Here is a 21,380-nt window from a genome sequence, read left to right on the forward strand (position 1 = left end):
CGGTCACGCGCCCTCGGCCAGGGCGGCGAGCCGCTCGATCGAGGCGAGCAGGCGCTCGCTCGTCGTCGCGCGGGCGTGCGCGAGCCTCGTGGGGTCGGTGAGGTTCGTCCAGTCGTAGGTGTGGCGCACCAGCGTGCCGTCGGCGACGGGCTCGAGCTCCCAGCGCCACAGGTGGCCGCGGGGCTCCTCGCCGGGCACGTTCGGCAGCCACGCGACGCGGCGGCCCTCGACGAGCTCGACGACGGTGTTCTCGCGCGTCGCGCCGTTCGTCAGCGTCATCGTGAACACGTCGCCCACGGCGCGGACGCGCTGGCCCGGAGCGGCCGTGGCGAGGTTGTCGTTGCCGTCCCACTCCGGCTGCCGGGCGGGGTCGGCGATCAGCTCCCAGATCGTCTCGGCGGGCGCGTGCACGACGCGCTCGGCCGTGGCGACGCGGGTCTCGGTCTCGCTCATCGGTCCTCCTCGTGAGGCGTGTGCCTCGGGTCGGCGGGTCAGCGGGTTGCCGCGGCGAGCTGCGGCGTGCGGGCGGTGGCGGGGTCGTCGGAGCGGTGGTGGGCTCCGACCGAGCGCGGGCGGTCCGCCGCGGCGCGTGCGCACGCCCGCGCGAGCAGCAGCAGGTTCGCGTCCTCGTGGGAGGCGCGGTCGGTCGCGGCCGGCGCGCTCGCCGCCCAGGCGTCGAGGGTGGCGACCGCGGCGGCGAGGCCCTCGCCGTCGCGCACCAGCCCGACGGCGTCCCACATCAGCTGCTGCAGCGCGGCGCGGGTGAAGGGGACGCTCGTCGCGAGGGCAGGCGCCGCCGGGGTGTCGGCGAGCACCGTCCCGGGCAGCGACCCCGGTGTCGGCCAGGAGTCGAGGTCGCCGAGGGCGCGGGCGGCCCGGTCGGCGAACACCGCTCCCTCCAGCAGCGAGTTCGACGCCAGCCGGTTCGCGCCGTGCACGCCGGTGCGCGCGCACTCGCCGATCGCGAGCAGCCCGGGCACGCTCGTGCGGCCCCAGAGGTCGGTCGCGACGCCGCCCATCCAGTAGTGCGCGGCCGGGGTCACCGGGACCGGCTCGGCGGCCCAGTCGAGGCCGGCGGCGCGCACCGCGGCGTCGATGCTGGGGAAGCGTGCCGCGAGGAACTCCGCGCCGAGGGCGGTCGCGTCCAGCACCACCGGGACGCCGCCCTGCCGATCCATCTCGGCGAACACCGCGCGGGCGACGACGTCGCGCGGGGCCAGCTCGGCGCCGTCGACGTCGGCCATGAAGCGCTCGCCCGCGGCGTTGCGCAGCACCGCTCCCTCGCCGCGCACCGCCTCGGAGACCAGGAAGTTGCCGGGCAGTGCGAGCGTCGTCGGGTGGAACTGGTACAGCTCGACGTCCGCGAGACGGGCGCCGGCACGCGCGGCGCACGCGACGCCGTCCCCGGTCGCCGCCGCCGGGTTGGAGGTGAACGGGTAGAGCTGGCCGGCACCGCCGGTCGCGAGCACGACGGCGTCGGCGTCGAGAAGGACGCGGGCACCGCCGTCGAGCTCGACCTCGGCGCCGACGACCCGCGTGCCTGGTCCGGCCTCGGTGCGCAGCGCGAGCAGGAACGCGTGCTCGTGCACCGCGACGTCGCGCTCGCGCAGCCGCGCCACCAGCGCCGAGGAGATCGCCGCCCCGGTCGCGTCGCCGCCGGCGTGCAGGATGCGCGGGAACGAGTGCGCCGCCTCCAGCCCGTGCGCGAGCTCGCCGTCGTGGGTGTCGAACGCGACGCCGAGATCGATGAGCTCCCGGATGCGGTCGGGACCCTCGGCGCACAGCACGCGCACCGCCTCCGGGTCGCACAGCCCCGCGCCTGCGGCGAGGGTGTCGGAGACGTGCGAGGCGACCGAGTCGTCCGGGAACAGCGCCGCCGCGACCCCGCCCTGCGCGTACCGGGTGTTCGACTGCCCCAGCTCGCCCTTGGTCACGACCGTGACCTCGTGCCCGGCCGCCACCGCGTCGAGCGCGAGCGACAGCCCCGCGATGCCCGACCCGACGACGAGCACCCGGCTCATCGCGCGGCTCCCACCGCCGGCTGCGGCCTCGCCTCGAGCATGCGCTCGAGGGCGACCCGCGCGTACGCGGTCACGTCGTCGGGGACGGCGACCTGGTTGAGGACCTCGCCGTCGGCGAGCGCCTCGAGCACCCAGGCGAGGTAGCCGGGGTGGATCCGGTACATCGTCGAGCACGGGCACACGACGGGGTCGAGGCAGAAGATCGTGTGCTGGGGGTGCTGCGCCGCGAGCCGCTGCACGAGGTTGATCTCCGTGCCGATCGCGAACGTCGTCGGCTCGGTCGCGCCCTCGATCGCGCGCCGGATGTAGTCGGTCGAGCCCGACTCGTCGGCCGCGTCGACCACCGGCATCGGGCACTCGGGGTGCACGATGACCCGCACGCCGGGGTGCTCGGCGCGCGCCTGCTCGATCTGGGCGACCGTGAACCGCTTGTGCACCGAGCAGAACCCGTGCCACAGCAGCACGCGGGCGTCGTGGAGGGTGTCCTCGTCGTTCCCACCGAGCGGCTTGTTGGGGTTCCACGTCGGCATCTGCTCCAGTGGCACACCCATGGCCTTGGCGGTGTTGCGGCCCAGGTGCTGGTCCGGGAAGAACAGCACCCGCTGGCCGCGCGCGAACGCCCACTCCAGCACGGTCGCGGCGTTGGAGGAGGTGCAGACGATGCCGCCGTGGCGGCCGCAGAACGCCTTGAGCGCGGCGGAGGAGTTCATGTACGTCACCGGGATGACCGGGACCCGGCCCTGCGCGTCCGGCTCGGTGCCGTAGAGGTCGACGAGCTGCTCCCAGCACTCCTCGACCTGGTCGAGGTTCGCCATGTCGGCCATCGAGCAACCGGCGGCGAGGTTGGGCAGGATCACGCGCTGGTGCGGGCCGGAGAGCATGTCCGCCGTCTCGGCCATGAAGTGCACGCCGCAGAACACGATCGTCGAGGCGTCCGGGTGCTCCTTGGTGGCCTGCGCGAGCTGGTAGGAGTCGCCGACGTAGTCGGCGTAGGTGATGACCTCGTCGCGCTGGTAGAAGTGGCCGAGCACGACGACGTCGTCGGCCAGCCGCTCGCGCGCGGCCCGGATCCAGGCGTCGAGCTGCTCGGGCGAGGCGTCGCGGTAGCGCTGCGGGAGGGTGCCCTGGCGCGGCGAGCCGATCGGGAGCGGGTCGGCCTGCGAGGCGCCGGGACCGTATCCGAACGTGCGGGCGTCGTACTCCCAGGGCCCCTGCGGGAGGTCGGAGCTGCACGTGCTGCCGGGGGTCGTGCCGGCGGCGATGCTGCGGATGCGCAGGTCGACCGAGGCGGTGCTGGTCATGGTGGGCTCCTAGCTCCGGATCGGGCCGAGGTCGACCGGTTCGACCTCGGCGTTGTAGCGGTAGAGGCGCGCGGGGCGGTGGGCGCCGCCGGTGCGCATCTGGTCGGTGGGGACGACGGCGCCGTCGGCCTCGACCTGCCGCCGGAAGTTCGCGGGGTCGAGCCGGGTCTGCCGCACGATCTCGTGCACCTCGCGCAGCTCGCGCAGGGTGAATGTCTCGCCGAGGAGGTTGTGGGCGATACGGCTGTAGGAGACCTTGGTGCGCAGCCGCCACAGCGCGTACTCGACGACGAGGTTGTGGTCGAACGCCAGCCGCGGCAGGTCGTCGGCAGGCAGCCAGCGCACGTTCTGCCGTGGTGCCGCGGAGCCGACCTCGTCGGCGCGCACGAGCGCCCAGTAGACGACCGAGACGACGCGGCGGCCGTCGGGGGAGCGGTCCGGGTCGCCGAAGGTGTACATCTGCTCGAGGTAGGCCGGCTCGAGACCGGTGGTGTCGGCGAGCGTGCGGCGGGCGGCGTCCTCGAGGCTCTCGTCGCCGAGCGGCCCGCCCGGCAGCGCCCACATGCCGTCGTAGGGCTCGCGGGTGCGCACGACAAGCGGCAGCGACAGCACCGGCCGCTCGGCGGAGCCCTCGCGGCGCAGCGCGAAGATCACCGTCGAGACGGCGACCTCGGGTGCTGCGGTCATCGCCGGACTCCTTAGGGTCAATGTGACCTGAACTCTGCGATCACCTTAGTGTCGGCATGACTAGAACCGCAACACCCGCTCACGATGCGGGTATCCACCACTCTTCCCGCACAGGTTTCAGCCCACTTCTGCCCCTCCGCCGGTTCAACCGCTTCTGCGCGGTCCGGTGCCCCTCGTCCCCGTTCCTGGCCCGCCGTCGGACAAGGTCGATTCGGGCGTCGGCTCGTGTACGACCGGAGTTGGTGCTGGTGCCCGCTCGGGCGGGGGCGGAAGCGGGTCGAAACCTCGGGAGGGGGCAGGAGTGGGTTGAAACCTCGGGAGGAGGGGGGCAGGAGTGGGTTGAAAGCGGGAGGGTGCGGGGGCCGTACCATGTCCGGGTGGCTCGACTCGCATCTCGTCTGACGCACCGTGTCCTCGCCCCGCTCGCGGGGCTCGCGCTCGCCGGAGCGCTCATGACGGCGTGCGCGCCCGCCCCGGGCGCAGCCGCGACCGTCGACGGCCGGCCGGTCGGGGAGAACGCGGTCGCGACCGTGGTCGACGAGCTGGCGCCGTACTTCGGCGGCCAGCTGACGCCGACCGACGCGCTGCGCCTGCTCATCACGGCGCCGACCTACATCGACGTCGCCGCCGAGGCGGGTGTCGGCCTGTCCGAGCAGGACGCGGAAGAGGTGCTGCTCTCGCTCAACGAGTCGGTCGGCTCCGAGCGCACCGAGTTCAGCGACGCCTCGCTGAGCGTGGTGCGCCGCGTGGTCGCCGAGACGACGTTCGCCAGCTCCGAGGAGGGTGCCGAGCTCGCCGACGAGGCCGCGCAGCGCGTCGCGGACCTCGACGTCACCGTGAGCCCGCGCTACGGCGAGTGGGACGGCTCCGCCGTCTCCTTCAGCTTCCCCGAGTGGATCGAGCAGCCGGCGCCCGAAGCCGCGTGACCGAGCGGTCCGAGCCGGTCGGGGCGGCGCTGCTGGAGGCGGTCGCCGTCATGGACCGGCTGCGCTCCCCGGGCGGCTGCCCGTGGGACGCCGAGCAGACCCACGCCTCCCTCGCGCCGTACGCGATCGAGGAGGCTCACGAGGTCGCCGAGGCCGCGGAGGCCGGTGACGCCGAGGCCCTCGCCGAGGAGCTGGGCGACCTGCTGCTGCAGGTGCTCTTCCACGCCCGTGTCGCGAGCGAGCGCGGCTCCGACGACCCGCAGCCGGGCTTCGACATCGACGACGTCGCCCGCGGCCTGGTCGCCAAGCTCGTGCGGCGCCACCCGCACGTGTTCGACGACGCCGCCGAGCTCACGGCCGCGCAGGTGCACCAGCAGTGGGACGCGATCAAGGCGGCCGAGAAGCGCGAGCGCACCCACCCGCTCGACGGCATCCCGGTCTCGCTCCCGGCGCTCGCGCGCGCCCAGAAGTCGGTCGGTCGGCTCCGCAAGGCCGGTGTCGCGCCGTCGAGCATCGTCGAGCCCCTCGGCGATCTCGAGGGCGACGTCGGGACCGACGACGCCGAGCGGCGGATCGGGGAGCGGCTGCTCGCCGTCGTGGCCGAGGCCGACGCCGCGGGCGTCGACGCCGAGGCGGCCCTGCGCAGCGCCGTCCGCGCCCTGCACGAGCGCCACCGGACCGCGTGACGAACCCCACCGGAACCCGCCCGCCCCGCAGGGCTAGTGTGGTCGCCGGACACCAGACCCGAACGCCCTAGCGGCGTTCTCACCCCCACGGACAAGGAGTCACACATGGCCACGATCGAGGCCGTCGGCGCCCGGGAGATCCTCGACTCCCGCGGCAACCCCACCGTCGAGGTCGAGCTCGCCCTCGAGGACGGCTCGTTCGCGCGTGCCGCCGTGCCCTCGGGCGCCTCCACCGGCGCGTTCGAGGCCGTCGAGCGCCGCGACGGCGACAAGGCCCGCTACCTCGGCAAGGGTGTCAGCGAGGCCGTGGCCGCCGTGACCGAGGTCATCGCGCCCGAGATCCTCGGGCTCGACGCCGCCGACCAGCGCTACCTGGACGCGACGCTCATCGAGCTCGACGGCACCCCGAACAAGTCGAAGCTGGGCGCCAACGCGATCCTCGGCGTCTCGCTCGCCGCCGCCCGCGCCAGCGCCGAGAGCGCCGAGCTGTCGCTGTTCCGCTACATCGGCGGCCCGAACGCGCACGTGCTGCCGGTGCCGATGATGAACATCCTCAACGGCGGCAGCCACGCCGACTCCAACGTCGACATCCAGGAGTTCATGATCGCCCCGATCGGCGCGGACTCCTTCAAGGAGGCGCTGCGCTGGGGTGCGGAGGTCTACCACAACCTCAAGTCGGTCCTGAAGGAGCGCGGCCTGGCCACCGGCCTGGGCGACGAGGGCGGCTTCGCCCCCAACCTCGACAGCAACCGCGCGGCGCTCGACCTCATCCTCGAGGCGATCCAGCGCGCCGGCTTCACCGCCGGCACCGACATCGCGCTCGCGCTCGACGTCGCCTCCACCGAGTTCTTCTCCGACGGCGGCTACCAGTTCGAGGGTGGCACCAAGACCCCGGCCGAGATGATCGCCTACTACGGCCAGCTGGTCGCCGACTACCCGCTGGTGTCGATCGAGGACCCGCTGAGCGAGGACGAGTGGGACTCCTGGGCGCAGCTGGTCGCCGAGGTCGGCGACAAGGTGCAGATCGTCGGCGACGACCTGTTCGTCACCAACCCGGAGCGCCTCGCGCGCGGCATCGAGAGCAAGGCCGCGAACTCGCTGCTCGTCAAGGTGAACCAGATCGGCTCGCTGTCGGAGACGCTGGACGCCGTCGAGCTCGCGCAGCGCAACGGCTTCACCGCGATGGTGTCGCACCGCTCGGGCGAGACCGAGGACACGACGATCGCCGACCTGTCGGTCGCCGTCAACGCCGGTCAGATCAAGACCGGTGCCCCGGCCCGCGGCGAGCGGATCAACAAGTACAACCAGCTCCTCCGCATCGAGGACGAGCTCGACAGCGCCGGCCGCTACGCGGGCGCCTCGGCCTTCCCGCGCTGGAAGCCGCAGGCCTGACCGGCCGAGAACCGCCGTGCGTGCAGCCCCGGGACGTCCACGTCCCGGGGCTGCGCCCGTCTTCTGAGGAGGATCGATGACCAGGACCGTCGTCATCGGAGCGACCGGCCACATCGGGACCTACCTCGTGCCGCGGCTCGTCGCCGCGGGCCACGAGGTGGTCGCGGTGAGCCGCGGCAGCTCCGAGCCGTACCAGCCGCACCCGGCGTGGGACGCCGTCGAGCGGCTCGTCCTCGACCGGGAGGCGCTCGAGGCAGCGGGCGAGCTCGGCGAGCGGATCGCCGCGACGCGGCCCGACGTCGTCGTCGACCTGATCTGCTTCACGCCTGCCAGCAACGAGCAGCTGGTGACGGCGCTCGCCGCCGCCGGCGGCGACCCCCACCTCGTGCACATCGGCACGATCTGGACCCACGGCCACGCGACCGCGGTGCCGGTCACCGAGGACACCCCGCGCGAGCCGGTCGGACGCTACGGCACCGACAAGCTGGCGATCGAGCGCGCCCTGCTGGGCGAGGACGGCCGGGTGCGGGCGACCGTGCTCCACCCCGGACACATCGTCGGCGCCGGCTGGTGGCCGCTCAACCCGGCCGGCCACTTCTCGCCCTCCGCGTTCGAGATCCTCGCGCGCGGCGAGGAGCTGGCGCTGCCGAACTTCGGGCTCGAGACCGTGCACCACGTGCACGCCGACGACATCGCCGCCCTCGTGATGGCAGCGCTCGCCCGGCCCGAGGCATCGGTCGGCGAGGCGTTCCACGCCGTCTCGCCGCAGGCGCTCACGCTGCGCGGCTACGCCGAGGGGATGGCGCGCTGGTTCGGGCACGAGCCGCGGCTGCGGTTCGCGCCGTTCGAGCAGTGGGCGGCCGAGCAGCGTCCCGAGGACGCCGCGGCCACCTTCGAGCACATCTCGCGCAGCCCGAGCTGCTCGATGGCCAAGGCCGAGCGGCTGCTCGGGTTCGTGCCGCGGTTCGGCTCGCTCGCGGCGGTCCAGGACGCGCTGGCCTGGCAGGTGGCGCAGGGTGCGCTCGACGTCGAGGCCGCGGCACCGGGCAGTCCTGCCCGCGACGCGCGCCCGCCCGCCTCACCCGGTTCGCCGCTCACCTGAGGGAACATGGGTCGGTGAGCTCCCGTCGTCCTGCCGCGCCCCGAGCCGCAGCCGCACGCTCCGCTGCCGCCACGGCGGCGCGCCGGCCCCCGCGCCCCGCGCGACCGGGCGCACGGCCCGGGAGCGCCGCGAGCAGCCGCGCCACCACGCGCCGCAGCCAGCCCGCACGACCCGTGGTCGAGCAGCCGGAGGAGCCGCGCCAGGTCACCGTGCGCGCCGTGATGCTGTTCGTCGTCATCCTCGTGGCGTTCGTCGTGCTCGCGCCGACGATGCGCGGCTACCTCGTGCAGCAGGAGCAGCTGCGCGAGCTCAACGACGCGATCGCCGCCTCCCGGGAGCGCACCGCGGCGCTGGAGAGCGCGATCGAGCGGTGGAGCGACGAGCAGTACGTGCAGTCGCAGGCGCGCGACAGGCTCGGCTTCGTCATGCCGGGGGAGACGCCCTTCGTCGTCGTCGACCCCGAGACCGTCACCGGCGAGGAGGTCGCCGCCGACGGCGAGGACGGCCCGGTCACGATGCCCCGCACGGGCCCCTGGTACCTGACCGTGTGGGACTCGGTCCAGGTCGCCGGCGAGGTCGGCGACTGATGCCGCAGGTCAGCGAGCAGGACCTCGCGGTCGTCGCCGAGCAGCTGGGTCGCCCGCCGCGCGGGGTCGTGGAGGTCGCCGCGCGCTGCGTGTGCGGCCGCCCGCTCGTGGTGCGCACGGCGCCCCGGCTCGAGGACGGCACCCCGTTCCCGACCACCTTCTACCTCACGTGCCCGCCCGCCGTCGCGGCGGTGAGCACGCTCGAGGCGAGCGGTGCGATGAAGGAGATGACGGCGCGGGTCGCCGACGACGCCGACCTCGCCGCCGCCTACCGCGCCGCCCACGAGGACTACCTGCGCCGCCGCGCCGAGCTCGGCGAGGTGCCCGAGATCGAGGGCATCAGTGCCGGCGGCATGCCGGATCGCGTCAAGTGCCTGCACGTGCTCGTCGCGCACTCCCTGGCCGTCGGGCCGGGCGTCAATCCGTTCGGGGACGAGGCGCTCGAGCGCATCCGCGACACCTGGCGCCCCGACCGCTGCACCTGCTGAGCGGCTCGGGCGCCGGTCCGAGGTGCGAGGCGTACCGCGAGAGGTGCGAGAGTAGGGCCCGTGACACGCGTGGCAGCCATCGACTGCGGGACCAACTCGATCCGACTCCTCGTCGCTGACGCCACGACCGGGCCGGACGGAGCCGCGGAGCTCAGCGACGTCGTCCGCCTCATGGAGGTCGTGCGGCTCGGCCAGGGCGTCGACCGCACGGGTGAGCTCGCGCCCGAGGCGCTCGAGCGCACGCTGGCGGCGACCGACACCTACGCCGCGCTGTGCGAGGAGCACGGCGTCGAGGCGGTCCGGTTCGTGGCGACGTCGGCGACGCGCGACGCCCGCAACCGCGACGTGTTCGTCGACGGGGTCCGCGAGCGGCTCGGCGTCGAGCCCGAGGTCATCTCGGGCACCGAGGAGGCGGCGCTGAGCTTCGCCGGTGCCGTGCGTGCGCTCGCGCCCGAGGACGGCCCGGCGCTCGTCGTCGACATCGGCGGCGGGTCCACCGAGCTCGTCCTCGGCGACGTCGGCCCGACCGCCGGCCCGCCGACCGCCTCGACGTCGCTGGACATGGGCTGCGTGCGGATGACCGAGCGGCACCTCGCCACCGACCCGCCCACCGCCGAGGAGATCGCCGCGGCCGAGCGCGACGTGCGCGACGCGCTCGAGTCCGGCGCCGCCGTCGTCCCGCTCGGCGGGGTGCGCACGCTCGTCGGCGTCGCCGGCTCGGTGACGACCGTGACCGCCCATGCGCTGCACCTCGACCGTTACCGCCCCGAGGCGATCAACGGCGCCAGGCTGCCGGTCGCCGACGTCCTCGCCGCGTGCGAGGAGCTGCTGCACGCCACGCGCGCCGAGCGCGCCGCGCTGCCCTACATGCACCCGGGGCGTGTCGACGTCATCGGGGCGGGCGCGCTCGTCTGGGCCGAGGTGGTGCGCCGGGTGGCGGCCGACAGCGGCATCGACACCGTCGTCGCGAGCGAGCACGACATCCTCGACGGCATCGCGCTGTCGGTGCTGGGCCGGCTCGCCTGACTCAGTCGCCGAGATCCTCGTAGACGAAGGCGGGGATCGCGTCCGCGACCTGGGCGAGGAGGGTGGCCCGTCGCAGCACCTCGTCCGCGGCGGGGACGCCGGGCCGGACGCTGATCAGGTGGTCGCCGATCGCCTGCACCGTCGCGTCGTCGGGCAGCTGCTGCACGAGGGCGATCACCCGCGGCGTGAGCACGGCGTGGGCGTGCCGGTCGTCGTCGGTGCGGATGTCGCGCGCCTGGTTGAACGCGCTCGACTCGACGTCGACGTGCGAGGCGGTGACGCCGTCGCCGACCACGTTGATGGTCGGCAGCGACCCCGGCAGTCGCACCGCCACGAGCGAGTGGGCGATCCCGGAGGTCGTCGAGCGCGCGCGCCACGCACCGCGGGTGGTCGCCCAGCCGCGGCCGTCGGTGCGAGCCGCGAGGGCCTCGCGTCCCTCGGTCCGCCACCGCACCACCCCGCTCGCTCGCCTGACGAGCCCGGTCAGCCCCAGCCGCCGCAGCAGCTCCGGCCCGGGCGGGCCAGCCGCGAACGGGGCCCGCCCGGCGACGATGTCGGTGTCCGCCGAGGAGCCGCTCGCCCGGCGCGCGAGGACGACCGCTGCGACCACCGCGACGAGCGCACCCCCGACAGCGACCACGAGCACGGGGACCAGCCATGTCGTCTGCATGGGTCACGATCGTGCCATGCGCGGTCGTCGCTGCCGGGGGTGCAGGGATCGTCGAGGACGTCCTACTCGAGCCAGATGTAGCGCGCGATCAGCAGCGCGGCGAGGAGGTACAGCAGCCAGCTGCTCTCCTTGAACCGGCCGGTGAAGACCTTGATCAGGGCGTAGGAGATGATGCCGAACGAGACGCCGTTCGCGATCGAGTACGTGAACGGCATCGTCACGATCGTGAGGAACGCCGGCACACCCTCGGAGACGTCGCTCCAGTCGATCCCCTTGACGCCCTCCATCATGAGCGCACCGACGAGGATGAGGGCCGGCGACGTCGCCGCGCTCGGCACCGCGCCGACCAGCGGCCAGAAGAACATCGCCACGACGAACAGACCACCGGTGGTGACCGCCGTCAGGCCGGACCGGCCGCCCTCCTCGACACCGGCCGCGGACTCGACGTACGCCGTCGTCGTCGAGGTGCCCATCGCGGCGCCGAAGATGGCGGCGAGGCCGTCCATCGAGAACAGCGTCTTGGCGCGTGGCATGTCGCCCTTCTCGTCGATGAAGCCTGCACGGTGCGCCAGGCCGGTCAGCGTGCCGGTCGCGTCGAAGAAGTCGACGACGAAGAACGTGAGGATCACGGTGATCGCCGAGGTGACCAGCATGCCGGGGCTCACGTCGAGGTGGCCCGGGTTGAACAGCCCGCCGAAGTCCATCTGGAAGGCGAGGTCGCCGGGCCAGAACGGCAGCGCGACGATGCCGTCGCCGAAACCCGCGAACGGCACCAGGTTGTCGCCGTCGACGTAGACCGCCAGCCGGAAGACGATCGCGATCGCGGTCGTGGCGAGGATGCCCCACAGGATCGCGCCGGTGACCTTGAGCTTCATGAGGATCGCCGTGATGACGAGGCCGAGCAGCGCCAGCCACACGGTGGGCGAGCCGAAGTCGCCGAGCGCGACGGCCGTGGCGTCGTTCGCGACGACGATGCCCGCGTTCTTCATGCCGATCAGCGCCAGGAACGCGCCGATGCCCGCGGTGATGGCGAGCTTGAGCGACATCGGCAGCGCCTGCACGATCGCCTTGCGGGCGCCGATGACGCTGAGGACGACGAACAGCACGCCCGAGATGAACACCGCGGCCAGCGCCTGCTGCCACGTGTAGCCCATGCCGATGACGACCGTGAACGCGAAGAACGCGTTCAGGCCCATGCCGGGCGCCTGCGCGAACGGGTAGCGGGCCACGATGCCCATCACCAGCGACCCGAACGCCGCCGCGATGCACGTGACGATGACCAGCTGCGTGAAGACGTTGGAGACGCCGTCGATCTCGATCGCGTTCGAGAGCACGTCCGGGTTGACGAAGATGATGTAGCTCATCGCCAGGAAGGTCGTGAGCCCGGCGCGCAGCTCGCGCGGCACGGTCGAGCCGTGCTTGGTGATCTCGAAGAACCGGTCGACGAACGAGGTCGGCCTCGGTTCGGCCGTCTCCTGCTCCTCTGGCTGGGTCGTCTCGGTGCGTGTTGCCATGGGTGCTCCTGTGCAGAACGGTGCGGTGCCGGGGGCCCGGTGGCCGCAGACTAGTGCCCCTCCAGGTGTGGTCGTCGCCGTCGTCCGTGACGGCGACGTGCCGTGCGTGACGCCTCTCGTCTACGGGTGGGTCACGGCAGGGGCCGGGTGTCGGTCGGGGGTGCCCGGGGCGGCGCCGCCGACCCAGACCGAAGCGATGTCGGCCGGGGTCCCCAGCACGAACACCTTCGCGACGGCGTCGTCCGCGGACTCCGCGTGACGCAGCGCGACATCGAGGGTGCTGCCGGCGGTCGGCCGGACGAGCACCGCGTCCATCTGCATGCCGACGCCGAGGTGACCGACGTCGTCGAGCCCGAGCGCCTCCGCACCGGCGCGAGTCGCCAGGTGCAGCAGGTCGGCGGGCTGCAGCGGCAGCCCTGCCTCGCCGAGCAGCTGCTGGGCGAAGTACGCCTGCAGCCCCTCCTTCATGAGGCAGAAGCCGGTGCCGCCGCCCACGTCGGACCCCAGCGCCACCCGCACCCCGGCCTCGACGTGACGCCGCAGCGGGAACAGGCCCGACCCCAGCGCCGCGTTCGACGTGGGGCAGTGCGCGACGGCCGCACCGGTCTCGGCGAGCCGCGCGAGCTCGCGGTCGGTCGGGTGGACGTCGTGGGCGAAGACCGAGGTGCGGCGCACCAACCCGTGCCGGTCGTAGGTGTCGAGGTAGTCGCGGGTGCCCGGGAACAGCTCGGCGACGGTGGCGACCTCGCGCGGGTTCTCGTTGATGTGGGTGGTGAAGACGCTGCCCTCCACCGCGTCGAGCAGGGCGGCGCTGCTCGCGAGCAGCTCCTCGCCCGCGGCCAGGCTGAACCGCGGGGTGACGGCGTAGCGCAGCCGTCCGCGCCCGTGCCAGCGGCCGGCGAGGTCGAGACCCTGCCGGAACGCCGTCTCGGCGTCCGTGTGCAGCTCCGGCCGCAGCAGCCGGTCCCCGGTGACCAGCCCGGCGGCGATCCGCAGCCCGGTCGGCTCCGCGGCCGCGAACAGGGCGTCGACGGCGTCGGCGAAGTGCGCGCCGAACACCAGGGCCGTCGTCGTGCCGGCCGAGGCGAGCCCGGTGAGCAGCTCGCCGGCGACCTCCTCGGCGTAGCCGCGGTCGGCCATGCGGGCCTCCTCGGGCAGCGCACGGTGCTCGAGCCAGTCGAGCAGCGGCCGGCCGAGCCCGCCGATCACCCGCACCTGCGGCAGGTGGACGTGGGTGTCGACGAAGCCGGGCAGCATCAACCCGTCGCGCACGTCGACGACATCGGCGCCGCCGGCCTCGGGCGAGCCCGCGACCTGCGACCACGGCCCGCGCGCCACGATGACGCCGTCGCGCACGAGCAGCGCGGCGTCGTCGTCCGCTCGCAGCCGCGCGGCGCCCAGCGGCCCGGTCGGGGCGTCGACGACGCGGGCGCGGAACAGCGTGGACATCAGGTGCTCGCCTTCTGGAGGGTGCGGAGGAGGTCGGCGGCGACGCTGACGGCGATGACCGCCGGCTGCTTGCCGGTGATGTCACCGACGCCGATCGGGCAGGTGATGCGCTCGAGCGCGGCGTCGTCGTGTCCGGCGGCGTGCAGCCGCACGCGGAACCGGGCCCACTTGGCGCGCGACCCGATGAGCCCGATCGAGCCGAGCGGGCGTCGCAGCGCGGCGTCGCAGATCGCGATGTCCTCGGCGTGGTCGTGGGTGAGCACCAGCACGTGCGCGTCCTCGGGCAGCAGGTCGCCGGCGAGCACCGACTCCGGCGCCGGCGGGTGATGGAACCGCACCGAGGCGCTGCCGCCCTGGAGGTCGGCGCGCTGCTCGGGCGTGAGGATCGTGGCGCGGGAGTCGACCAGGTGGAGGGCGACGTCGAGCCGGGAGACGATGCGGGCGAGCTCGTGCCCGACGTGCCCGAGCCCGAAGACGGCGACCGTCGGCCGGACCCCGATCGGTTCGAGCAGCCCCCGCACCTGGCCGCCGCAGCACTGGCGGCCGTGCTCGGTGCTCGCGTGCTCGGTCAGACCGAACTCGACGACCTCGGGGCCCTCCGCGCGCTGCGCCAGCATCCCGCGTGCTCGCTCGACCGCGGTGATCTCCATGTTGCCGCCGCCGATGCTGCCCCAGGTGCTCGCCCCGGAGACGACCATCTTCGTGCCGGCGTCGCGCGGCGCGTGCCCGCGCACCTCGATGACCGTGACCAGCACGTGCGCGACCCCCTCGGCGCGCAACGTCGCGACCGCCTCGACCCAGTCCACGTCACGCCTCCACGTGCGCCGGGGCGGGCGCCGCCGGGGCCGGACGGGCGCCGTCGTCGGGCACACCGGCGCGGGTGGGCGCAGCGTGGGAGCGCTCGGGGCGCGCCGCCGCGGCACGGCGCGCCTCCTGGACGGCCCAGAACACCTGCTCGGGCGTCGACGGGCAGCCGAGGTCGACGACGTGCCCGGCCGGGCCGAACGCGGCGCATGCTTGCCGGATCGCCTCGCGGACCGCGAAGGCGAGCATGAGCGGCGGCTCCCCCACGGCCTTGCTGCCGTAGACGACGCCGCTCTCGTGCGCGCGCTCGAAGAACTCCACGCGCAGGTCCGACGGCATCTCCGAGAACGACGGCAGCTTGTAGGTCGACGCCGCCTGGGTGGCGAGCCGGCCGCGCGTCGGTCCGTCGGAGGTGTCCCAGCGCAGCTCCTCCAGCGTCAGCCAGCCGGCGCCCTGCACGTACCCGCCCTCGACCTGACCCAGGTCGATGAGCGGCGACAGCGAGTCACCGACGTCGTGGACGATGTCGGTGCGCAGCGTGCGGTAGGCGCCGGTGAACCCGTCGACCTCGACCTCGGTCGCCGCGGCGCCGTAGGCGAAGTACTTGAACGGTGAGCCCTGCATGCGCTCGGCGTCCCAGTGCAACCCCTCGGTGCGGTAGTAGCCGGCCGCCGACAGGTGCACCCGCTGCACGTACGCCAGCCCCACGACCTCGGCCCAGGACAGCGTCGCGGCGCTGCCGAGACCGGTGACGGCGCCGTCGTGGAAGCGGACGTCGTGCGGGTTGACGTGCAGCGCCTGCGCCGCGACCACCCGGAGCCGGTCGACGATCTGGCGGCACGCGTCCTGCACAGCGCCGCCGTTGAGGTCGGCGCCCGAGCTGGCCGCGGTCGCGGAGGTGTTGGGCACCTTGTCGGTGCGCGTCGGGGCGAGCCGCACCAGCGACAGCGGCACCCCGAGCGCCGTGGCCGCGACCTGCAGCATCTTCGTGTGCAGGCCCTGGCCCATCTCGGTGCCGCCGTGGTTGATGAGCACCGAGCCGTCCTTGTAGACGTGCACGAGCGCGCCGGCCTGGTTGAACGCGGTGAGGTTGAACGAGATCCCGAACTTCACCGGGGTGATCGCGAGCCCGCGCTTGACGTGCTCGTGGGTCGCGTTGAAGCGCTCGACGGCGGCCGCCCGGGTCTCGAGCTCGCTCGTCGCGCGCAGCCGGTCCCAGATCTCGACGATCCGCTCCGCGTGCCGCACCGGCTGCGCGTACGGCGTGCTCTGGCCGGGGGAGTAGAAGTTGCGGCGCCGCAGCTCCTCGGCCGGCAGCCCCAGCGCGGGAGCGACCCGGCCGAGCAGGTCCTCGATGACCAGCATGCCCTGCGGGCCGCCGAACCCGCGGAACGCCGTCTGCGAGGTCTTGTGGGTGCGCGCGACCCGCCCGTGCACCTCGATGTCCGGGATCCAGTACGCGTTGTCGATGTGGCACAGCGCCCGCGCGAGCACCGGCTCGGACAGGTCGAGGCTCCAACCGCCGTCGGAGGTCAGCGTGGCGCGCAGCGCGGTGATGCGGGCGTCGTCGTCGAACCCGACCTCCCAGACGGCGTGGAACGGGTGCCGCTTGCCGGTCATCGTCATGTCCTGGGTGCGGTTGAGCCGCAGCCGCACCGGGCGGCCCGTGAGCGTCGCGCCCAGCGCGGCGACGGCGGCCAGCCCGTGCGGCTGCATCTCCTTGCCGCCGAACCCGCCGCCCATCCGCAGGCACTGCACCGTGACCTCGTTGCTCGCCAGCCCCAGCACGTGCGCGACGATCTCCTGCGTCTCGCTCGGGTGCTGGGTGCTCGAGTGCACGAAGACCTGACCCGCCTCGTCGACCAGCGCGAGCGCCGCGTGGGTCTCCAGGTAGAAGTGCTCCTGCCCGCCGATCTCGAGCTCGCCCGAGAACCGGTGCGTGGCGCGCGCCAGACCCGCCTCGACGTCACCGCGCGACACCGTGCGCGCCGCACCCTGGAACGAGCCGGCCTCGATCGCCTCGGCGAGCGTCAGCAGCGCCGGCAGCGGCTCGACGTCGACCTCGACGGCCTCCGCGCCGAGACGGGCGGCCTCGAGCGTCTCGCCGAGCACCCACGCGACCGCGTGGCCCATGTAGCAGACCTCGGTCGGGAACAGCGGCTCGTCGTGCTTGACGCCCGCGTCGTTCACGCCGGGGACGTCGGCCGCGGTGAGGACCCGCACGACGCCAGGGACGGCGAGCGCGGCCTCGGTGCGCATCGCCGTCACGCGGCCGTGCGCGACGGCGGTCTGCACCGGCCAGGCGTGCAGGGCGCCCTGGGTGCGCGCGACCAGGTCGTCGGTGTAGAGCGCCGCGCCGGTGACGTGCAGGCGCGCGGACTCGTGCGGCACCTCGACGCCGACGACGGCACCCTCCGGGCGGTCGGCGAGCGGGTTCGTCCCGGCGGTCATACCAGCGCCCCCTCTCGAGAGGTGGTGTCGTAGAAGCGCAGCAGGCTCTGCTCGAGCATGGCGGCGCGGTAGCGGGCGCTCGCGCGGTGGTCGTCGATCGGTGTGCCCTCGCCGGCGAGCACGGCCGCCGCGGCGGTGACGGTCTCGAGGTCCCAGGGCCGGCCCTCCAGCGCCGCCTCGGTCGCGTGCGCGCGCACCGGCGTCGCGGCCACGCCGCCGAGCCCGATCCGCACCTGGCGCACCACCCCGCCGTCGAGGTCCGCGGCGATCGCGACCGCGACCGAGGAGATGTCGTCGAAACGGCGCTTGGCGACCTTGAGGAAGCTCGTGCGCGGCAGCAGCGGCAGCGGCACGCGCACCGCGCGGATCAGCTCGTCGTCGGTCCGCACGCTGGTGCGGTAGCCCGTGAAGTACTCGGCCAGCGGCACCTCGCGCTCGCCGCGGACCGAGGTCAGCACGAGGCGCGCGTCCAGCGCCAGCAGCACCGGCGGCGAGTCGCCGATGGGGGACCCGGTGCCCAGGTTGCCGCCCAGCGTGGCGCCGTTGCGGATGAGCCGGGAGGCGAACTGCGGGAACAGGTCGGCGAGCAGCGGCACCGAGCCCGCGAGCCGCTGCTCGATCTCCGACAGCGTGAGCGCGGCACCGATCTCCAGCACGTTCTCGCCACGGTGCAGGCCGCGGAGCTCGGGCAGGTGGTCGATCGCCACGAGCAGCGGCGCGCGGCGGTGGCGCAGGTTGTTCTCGACGCCCCAGTCGGTGGCTCCCGCCACCAGCACCGCGCCGGGCACCTCGGCGAGCGCCGCCAGCGCCTCCGCGAGGTCGGCGGGGCGCAGGAACGGGTGCTCGCCCTCGATGACGGTGCGGCTCGGCGCGGGTGCGGGCTCGCCGCGACGTGCCGCGAGCGGGTCGTCGGCTCCGACCTCGCCGAGCGCGTAGGCAGCGTCGCGGATGGGGCGGTAGCCCGTGCAGCGGCACAGGTTGCCCGACAGCGCGTGCAGGTCGAACCCGTTCGGACCGACCTCGTGGGCGTCGAGCGCCTCCTGCACCGCCTCGGTGCCGGTGTCGGGGGTGGTGCTGTCGGGGTCCTCGACCGGGCGCCGGTCCGGGCGGTAGTACTCCGCCGCCATCGAGCACACGAAGCCGGGCGTGCAGTAGCCGCACTGCGAGCCGCCTCGCACGGCCATCTCGTGCTGCACCGGGTGCAGCGCCGTGGGACCGCCGAGACCCTCCGCGGTGACGACCTCGCCGCCGTCGAGCGACCCGACGGGCACCAGGCAGGAGTTGACGGCGGTCCAGCGGGTGCCGCCGGCGCCGTCGGGGCGGGCGACCAGCACCGAGCACGCGCCGCACTCGCCCTCGGCGCAGCCCTCCTTGGCGCCGGTCAGGCCGAGGCCGCGCAGCCAGTCGAGCGTGGTCGTGGCCGCCGTCACCGGGGCAGCGGTGCTGGCGTCGCCGCGGCGCCGCTCACCGTTGACGGTGATCTCGATGTCGGTCATGACCACTCCCATCGCGCGCGTCGTTGCTCGCGCATGGTTCGCAGTCGCCTTCCGCGGCTGGTTATCCATGCGAACAACCGCGGCCTGCGGCGAGGCTACACGCCCAGGCGACGGTTGGGAAGCCTTCAGTGGAAGTTCGATTCCGCATCGTGACATCCACTTCCGACGCGCGTCGCGAGCAGGTCCCGCGGCGCACCGCTGCCGCCCACCCCGTGGGCGGCTAGCGTGGCGTGATGGTCGACCCGGCCCCGCTGCCGCACCCGCTCACCGGGCAGCCGTTCCCGTCGCCGGTGCCGCCGGGCACCGGCTGGCCCGGCGACCCGGCCGACGCCGGCACCCCGGTCGCCCGGAAGGAGCGCGACGTCGAGCGCCTGGCTCGGGGCAGCGACGCGCTGCCGGTCCTCGACGCCCGCAGCAGCGTGTGCGAGGCGTGCCCGCGGCTGGTGGAGTGGCGCGAGCACGTCGCGGTGACCAAGCGCCGCTCGTTCGCCGAACAGCCCTACTGGGGGCGGCCGGCACCCGGCTTCGGCGACGAGCGGCCCCGGCTGCTGCTGGTCGGGCTCGCCCCGGCGGCCAACGGGGCCAACCGCACCGGCCGCGTCTTCACCGGCGACCGCAGCGGCGACTGGCTGTTCGCCGCCCTGCACCGCACCGGGTACGCGACGCAGCCGACCTCGGTGCACGCCGGCGACGGGCTCGAGCTGCGCGACGCCCGGGTCGTGGCCGCCGTCCGCTGCGCGCCGCCCGACAACAAGCCGACGCCCGACGAGCGCCGCACCTGCGCCCACTGGCTGCACCGCGAGATCGAGCTGGTGACGCCGTCGGTGGCGGCCGTCGTCGCTCTCGGCGGCATCGCCTGGCAGGCGACGTTCGCCGCGCTCGGGGCGCTGGGGTGGGCCGTGCCGCGGCCGCGGCCGGCGTTCGGCCACGGCGTCGAGATCGACGTCGTCTCGCCCGACGGCCGCCGCGTGCAGGTGCTCGGCTGCTATCACGTGTCGCAGCAGAACACCTTCACGGGCCGCCTCACCGAGGCGATGCTCGACGACGTGCTGCTGCGCGCGCGAGCGCTGGGGGAGCGGGGCTAGGTGTCCGATCACACACGCCATCGGGCGTGATGCGACATAGCCTGGAGGAGTGACCCCCCGCAAGGTACCCAGGATCCTCGTCCTCGGCGGCGGCTACGTCGGCCTGTACGCCGCGATGGCCCTGCGCAAGCGGCTCGGCCGGCGCGAGGCGGCCATCGTCGTCGTCGACCCCCGCTCCTACATGACCTACCAGCCCTTCCTCCCGGAGGCGGCGGCCGGCAACCTCGAGCCACGTCACGTGGTGGTGCCGCTGCGGCGCACCCTCAAGGGCTGCACGATCCTCTCCGGGCGCGTGACGAGGCTGGAGCACGCCAACCGCGTCGCCGAGGTCACGCCGCTGGAGGGCGAGCCGTACCGGGTCTCCTACGACCACGTCGTCACCTCCCTCGGCGCGGTCGCGCGCACGCTGCCGATCCCCGGGCTGGCCGAGTTCGGGCTCGGTTTCAAGCAGATCGAGGAGGCGATCGCGCTCCGCAACGCCGTGCTCGGCAAGATGGAGGCCGCCAGCTCGGTGTGGGACCCGGCGCTTCGCCGCCGGCTGCTCACCTTCACGTTCGTGGGCGGCGGTTTCGCCGGCATCGAGGCGCTCGGCGAGGTCGAGGACATGGCCCGCAACGCCTGCAAGGACTTCGACTCGATCCGCCCGGAGGACCTGCGGTTCGTGCTCATCGAGGCGATGGGCCGGATCCTGCCCGAGGTGGGCGAGGAGCTCGGCGGGTACGCGCTGGAGCAGCTGCGCGCCCGCGGCATCGACCTCAAGCTCAACACCCGTCTCGAGTCGTGCGTCGGCGGCCACATCGAGACCTCCGACGGCGACCGCTTCGAGAGCGACACGCTCGTCTGGACCGCCGGCGTCAAGGCCAACCCGGCGCTCAACGTCACCGACCTGCCGCTGGACGAGCGCGGTCGCGTCCGCACCAACGCCCAGCTGCAGGTGGTCGACGCCGACGGCCAGGTGATCGAGGGCGCGTGGGCGGCCGGCGACAACGCCGCCGTCCCGGACCTCACCGGCGAACCGGGTGCGCTGTGCGGACCGACGGCGCAGCACGCCGTCCGCCAGGGACGTCACCTCGGCGCCAACCTGGCCCGGCACATCCTCGGCGAGCCGCTCGAGGAGTACCGCCACGCGAACCTGGGCACGGTCGCCTCCCTCGGCCTCTACAAGGGCGTCGCGCAGACGTTCGGCATCAAGCTCCGCGGCCCGCTCGCGTGGTTCATGCACCGCACGTACCACATGTGGGCGATGCCGACCCTGAACCGCAAGGTCCGCATCATCCTCGACTGGACGACGGCGCTGCTGTTCCGCCGCGAGATGGTCGCGCTCGGCAGCTTCTCCTCACCCCGCGCCGAGTTCGTCGCCGCGGCCGCCGGCGACCAGCCCCGCCACCAGTAGCGGTTTCACCGCACTTTGCAACACCGGCGACTTTCACCGCACTTTGCAACACCGGCGACTTTCACCGCACTTTGCAACACCGGCGACTTTCACCGCGCTTTGCAACGTGATCGGCGGCGCCCCGAGCGACCGTGCCAGCGTGCGGCGCGGCGCGGTGCCGTGAGACGAGGGCAGGGCAACACGTGCGGTGAGATTCGCCCGTGTTGCAAAGTGCGGTGAAACCAGCCCGTGTTCCACAGTGCGGTGAAACCTGCCCGTGTTCCAAAGTGCGGTGAAAGTGGGCCGGTGGGCGGGGTGGGTGG

The 21,380-nt window shown here is 73.9% G+C and carries 19 protein-coding genes; 9 read left to right on the forward strand and 10 right to left on the reverse strand.

The window, feature by feature from the left end; genetic code table 11:
• Positions 1-3: 3 nt before the first annotated feature.
• Genes GPA02_RS14150 through GPA02_RS14165 form a run of 4 tightly spaced genes read right to left on the reverse strand, consistent with a single transcriptional unit; the run spans position 4 to position 4,009 of the window.
• Positions 4-453: an SRPBCC family protein gene (locus tag GPA02_RS14150; RefSeq protein ID WP_156200745.1), complete on the reverse strand. Its 450-nt coding sequence runs from the start codon at positions 451-453 to the stop codon at positions 4-6.
• Positions 454-491: 38 nt separating this feature from the next.
• Complete coding sequence (gene nadB, locus GPA02_RS14155) at positions 492-2,021, reverse strand: L-aspartate oxidase (protein WP_156200747.1); 1,530 nt, start codon at positions 2,019-2,021, stop codon at positions 492-494.
• Positions 2,018-3,322 carry a quinolinate synthase NadA gene (nadA, locus tag GPA02_RS14160; protein ID WP_156200749.1) on the reverse strand — a complete coding sequence of 435 codons (1,305 nt, stop codon included), beginning with the start codon at positions 3,320-3,322 and terminating at the stop codon, positions 2,018-2,020. The genes nadB and nadA overlap by 4 nt, the downstream gene beginning before the upstream one ends.
• Positions 3,323-3,331: 9 nt before the next feature.
• Positions 3,332-4,009, reverse strand: a complete 678-nt coding sequence (locus tag GPA02_RS14165) for an NUDIX hydrolase (protein ID WP_156200751.1) — start codon at positions 4,007-4,009, stop codon at positions 3,332-3,334.
• A gap of 377 nt (positions 4,010-4,386) precedes the next feature.
• Between GPA02_RS14165 and GPA02_RS14170 the strand changes: the two genes are divergently transcribed.
• From GPA02_RS14170 to GPA02_RS14200, 7 genes are all read left to right on the forward strand, one after another.
• Positions 4,387-4,935 (forward strand): hypothetical protein, encoded by a 549-nt coding sequence (locus GPA02_RS14170; protein WP_156200753.1) that lies wholly within the window; start codon positions 4,387-4,389, stop codon positions 4,933-4,935.
• Positions 4,932-5,621 carry a nucleoside triphosphate pyrophosphohydrolase gene (locus tag GPA02_RS14175; protein WP_240134059.1) on the forward strand — a complete coding sequence of 230 codons (690 nt, stop codon included), beginning with the start codon at positions 4,932-4,934 and terminating at the stop codon, positions 5,619-5,621. The genes GPA02_RS14170 and GPA02_RS14175 overlap by 4 nt, the downstream gene beginning before the upstream one ends.
• A gap of 105 nt (positions 5,622-5,726) precedes the next feature.
• A complete protein-coding gene (gene eno, locus GPA02_RS14180; RefSeq protein WP_156200755.1) occupies positions 5,727-7,013 on the forward strand; it encodes a phosphopyruvate hydratase in 1,287 nt (428 codons plus the stop codon).
• A 76-nt stretch (positions 7,014-7,089) separates the two neighbouring features.
• Positions 7,090-8,115 carry an NAD-dependent epimerase/dehydratase family protein gene (locus GPA02_RS14185; protein ID WP_156200757.1) on the forward strand — a complete coding sequence of 342 codons (1,026 nt, stop codon included), beginning with the start codon at positions 7,090-7,092 and terminating at the stop codon, positions 8,113-8,115.
• Positions 8,116-8,288: 173 nt separating this feature from the next.
• Entirely contained in the window at positions 8,289-8,702 is a 414-nt protein-coding gene (locus tag GPA02_RS14190) for an FtsB family cell division protein (RefSeq protein WP_156200759.1), read from the forward strand.
• Positions 8,702-9,190 (forward strand): DUF501 domain-containing protein, encoded by a 489-nt coding sequence (locus tag GPA02_RS14195; protein WP_156200761.1) that lies wholly within the window; start codon positions 8,702-8,704, stop codon positions 9,188-9,190. The genes GPA02_RS14190 and GPA02_RS14195 overlap by 1 nt, the downstream gene beginning before the upstream one ends.
• 60 nt (positions 9,191-9,250) lie before the next feature.
• Positions 9,251-10,216: a Ppx/GppA phosphatase family protein gene (locus tag GPA02_RS14200; RefSeq protein ID WP_156200763.1), complete on the forward strand. Its 966-nt coding sequence runs from the start codon at positions 9,251-9,253 to the stop codon at positions 10,214-10,216.
• 1 nt (position 10,217) lies between these two features.
• Here GPA02_RS14200 and GPA02_RS14205 read toward each other — a convergent pair whose 3' ends face one another.
• The 6 genes from GPA02_RS14205 to GPA02_RS14230 form a co-directional block, all read right to left on the reverse strand.
• A complete protein-coding gene (locus tag GPA02_RS14205; RefSeq protein ID WP_156200765.1) occupies positions 10,218-10,886 on the reverse strand; it encodes a hypothetical protein in 669 nt (222 codons plus the stop codon).
• Positions 10,887-10,948: 62 nt separating this feature from the next.
• The gene (locus GPA02_RS14210; protein ID WP_156200767.1) at positions 10,949-12,400 is read right to left on the reverse strand and encodes an NCS2 family permease; all 1,452 of its coding nucleotides are present in this window, start codon (positions 12,398-12,400) and stop codon (positions 10,949-10,951) included.
• 120 nt (positions 12,401-12,520) lie between these two features.
• The gene (locus tag GPA02_RS14215; protein WP_156200769.1) at positions 12,521-13,849 is read right to left on the reverse strand and encodes a guanine deaminase; all 1,329 of its coding nucleotides are present in this window, start codon (positions 13,847-13,849) and stop codon (positions 12,521-12,523) included.
• The gene (xdhC, locus tag GPA02_RS14220) at positions 13,849-14,655 is read right to left on the reverse strand and encodes a xanthine dehydrogenase accessory protein XdhC (protein WP_156200771.1); all 807 of its coding nucleotides are present in this window, start codon (positions 14,653-14,655) and stop codon (positions 13,849-13,851) included. Before xdhC ends, GPA02_RS14215 begins: the two co-directional genes overlap by 1 nt.
• Before the next feature lies 1 nt (position 14,656).
• On the reverse strand, positions 14,657-17,104 hold the full coding sequence (gene xdhB / locus GPA02_RS14225) for a xanthine dehydrogenase molybdopterin binding subunit (protein WP_156200773.1): 2,448 nt from the start codon (positions 17,102-17,104) through the stop codon (positions 14,657-14,659).
• Entirely contained in the window at positions 17,101-18,600 is a 1,500-nt protein-coding gene (locus GPA02_RS14230; protein ID WP_156200775.1) for a xanthine dehydrogenase small subunit, read from the reverse strand. Before GPA02_RS14230 ends, xdhB begins: the two co-directional genes overlap by 4 nt.
• 233 nt (positions 18,601-18,833) lie before the next feature.
• Between GPA02_RS14230 and GPA02_RS14235 the strand changes: the two genes are divergently transcribed.
• Both GPA02_RS14235 and GPA02_RS14240 read left to right on the forward strand, forming a co-directional pair.
• Positions 18,834-19,685 (forward strand): uracil-DNA glycosylase, encoded by an 852-nt coding sequence (locus tag GPA02_RS14235; protein WP_156200777.1) that lies wholly within the window; start codon positions 18,834-18,836, stop codon positions 19,683-19,685.
• A 49-nt stretch (positions 19,686-19,734) separates the two neighbouring features.
• Positions 19,735-21,078 carry an NAD(P)/FAD-dependent oxidoreductase gene (locus tag GPA02_RS14240; RefSeq protein WP_240134060.1) on the forward strand — a complete coding sequence of 448 codons (1,344 nt, stop codon included), beginning with the start codon at positions 19,735-19,737 and terminating at the stop codon, positions 21,076-21,078.
• Positions 21,079-21,380: the final 302 nt, after the last annotated feature.

It is taken from the genome of Actinotalea caeni (assembly GCF_009733795.1).
GTDB classification, from domain to species: Bacteria; Actinomycetota; Actinomycetes; order Actinomycetales; family Beutenbergiaceae; genus Pseudactinotalea; species Pseudactinotalea caeni.

Coding starts and splice junctions, on each gene's coding strand:
- GPA02_RS14150 (WP_156200745.1), bottom strand. CDS start 453: ATGAGCGAGACCGAGACCCGCGTCGCCACGGCCGAGCGCGTCGTGCAC.
- nadB (WP_156200747.1), bottom strand. CDS start 2,021: ATGAGCCGGGTGCTCGTCGTCGGGTCGGGCATCGCGGGGCTGTCGCTC.
- nadA (WP_156200749.1), bottom strand. CDS start 3,322: ATGACCAGCACCGCCTCGGTCGACCTGCGCATCCGCAGCATCGCCGCC.
- GPA02_RS14165 (WP_156200751.1), bottom strand. CDS start 4,009: ATGACCGCAGCACCCGAGGTCGCCGTCTCGACGGTGATCTTCGCGCTG.
- eno (WP_156200755.1), top strand. CDS start 5,727: ATGGCCACGATCGAGGCCGTCGGCGCCCGGGAGATCCTCGACTCCCGC.
- GPA02_RS14185 (WP_156200757.1), top strand. CDS start 7,090: ATGACCAGGACCGTCGTCATCGGAGCGACCGGCCACATCGGGACCTAC.
- GPA02_RS14195 (WP_156200761.1), top strand. CDS start 8,702: ATGCCGCAGGTCAGCGAGCAGGACCTCGCGGTCGTCGCCGAGCAGCTG.
- GPA02_RS14205 (WP_156200765.1), bottom strand. CDS start 10,886: ATGCAGACGACATGGCTGGTCCCCGTGCTCGTGGTCGCTGTCGGGGGT.
- GPA02_RS14210 (WP_156200767.1), bottom strand. CDS start 12,400: ATGGCAACACGCACCGAGACGACCCAGCCAGAGGAGCAGGAGACGGCC.
- GPA02_RS14215 (WP_156200769.1), bottom strand. CDS start 13,849: ATGTCCACGCTGTTCCGCGCCCGCGTCGTCGACGCCCCGACCGGGCCG.
- xdhB (WP_156200773.1), bottom strand. CDS start 17,104: ATGACCGCCGGGACGAACCCGCTCGCCGACCGCCCGGAGGGTGCCGTC.
- GPA02_RS14230 (WP_156200775.1), bottom strand. CDS start 18,600: ATGACCGACATCGAGATCACCGTCAACGGTGAGCGGCGCCGCGGCGAC.
- GPA02_RS14235 (WP_156200777.1), top strand. CDS start 18,834: ATGGTCGACCCGGCCCCGCTGCCGCACCCGCTCACCGGGCAGCCGTTC.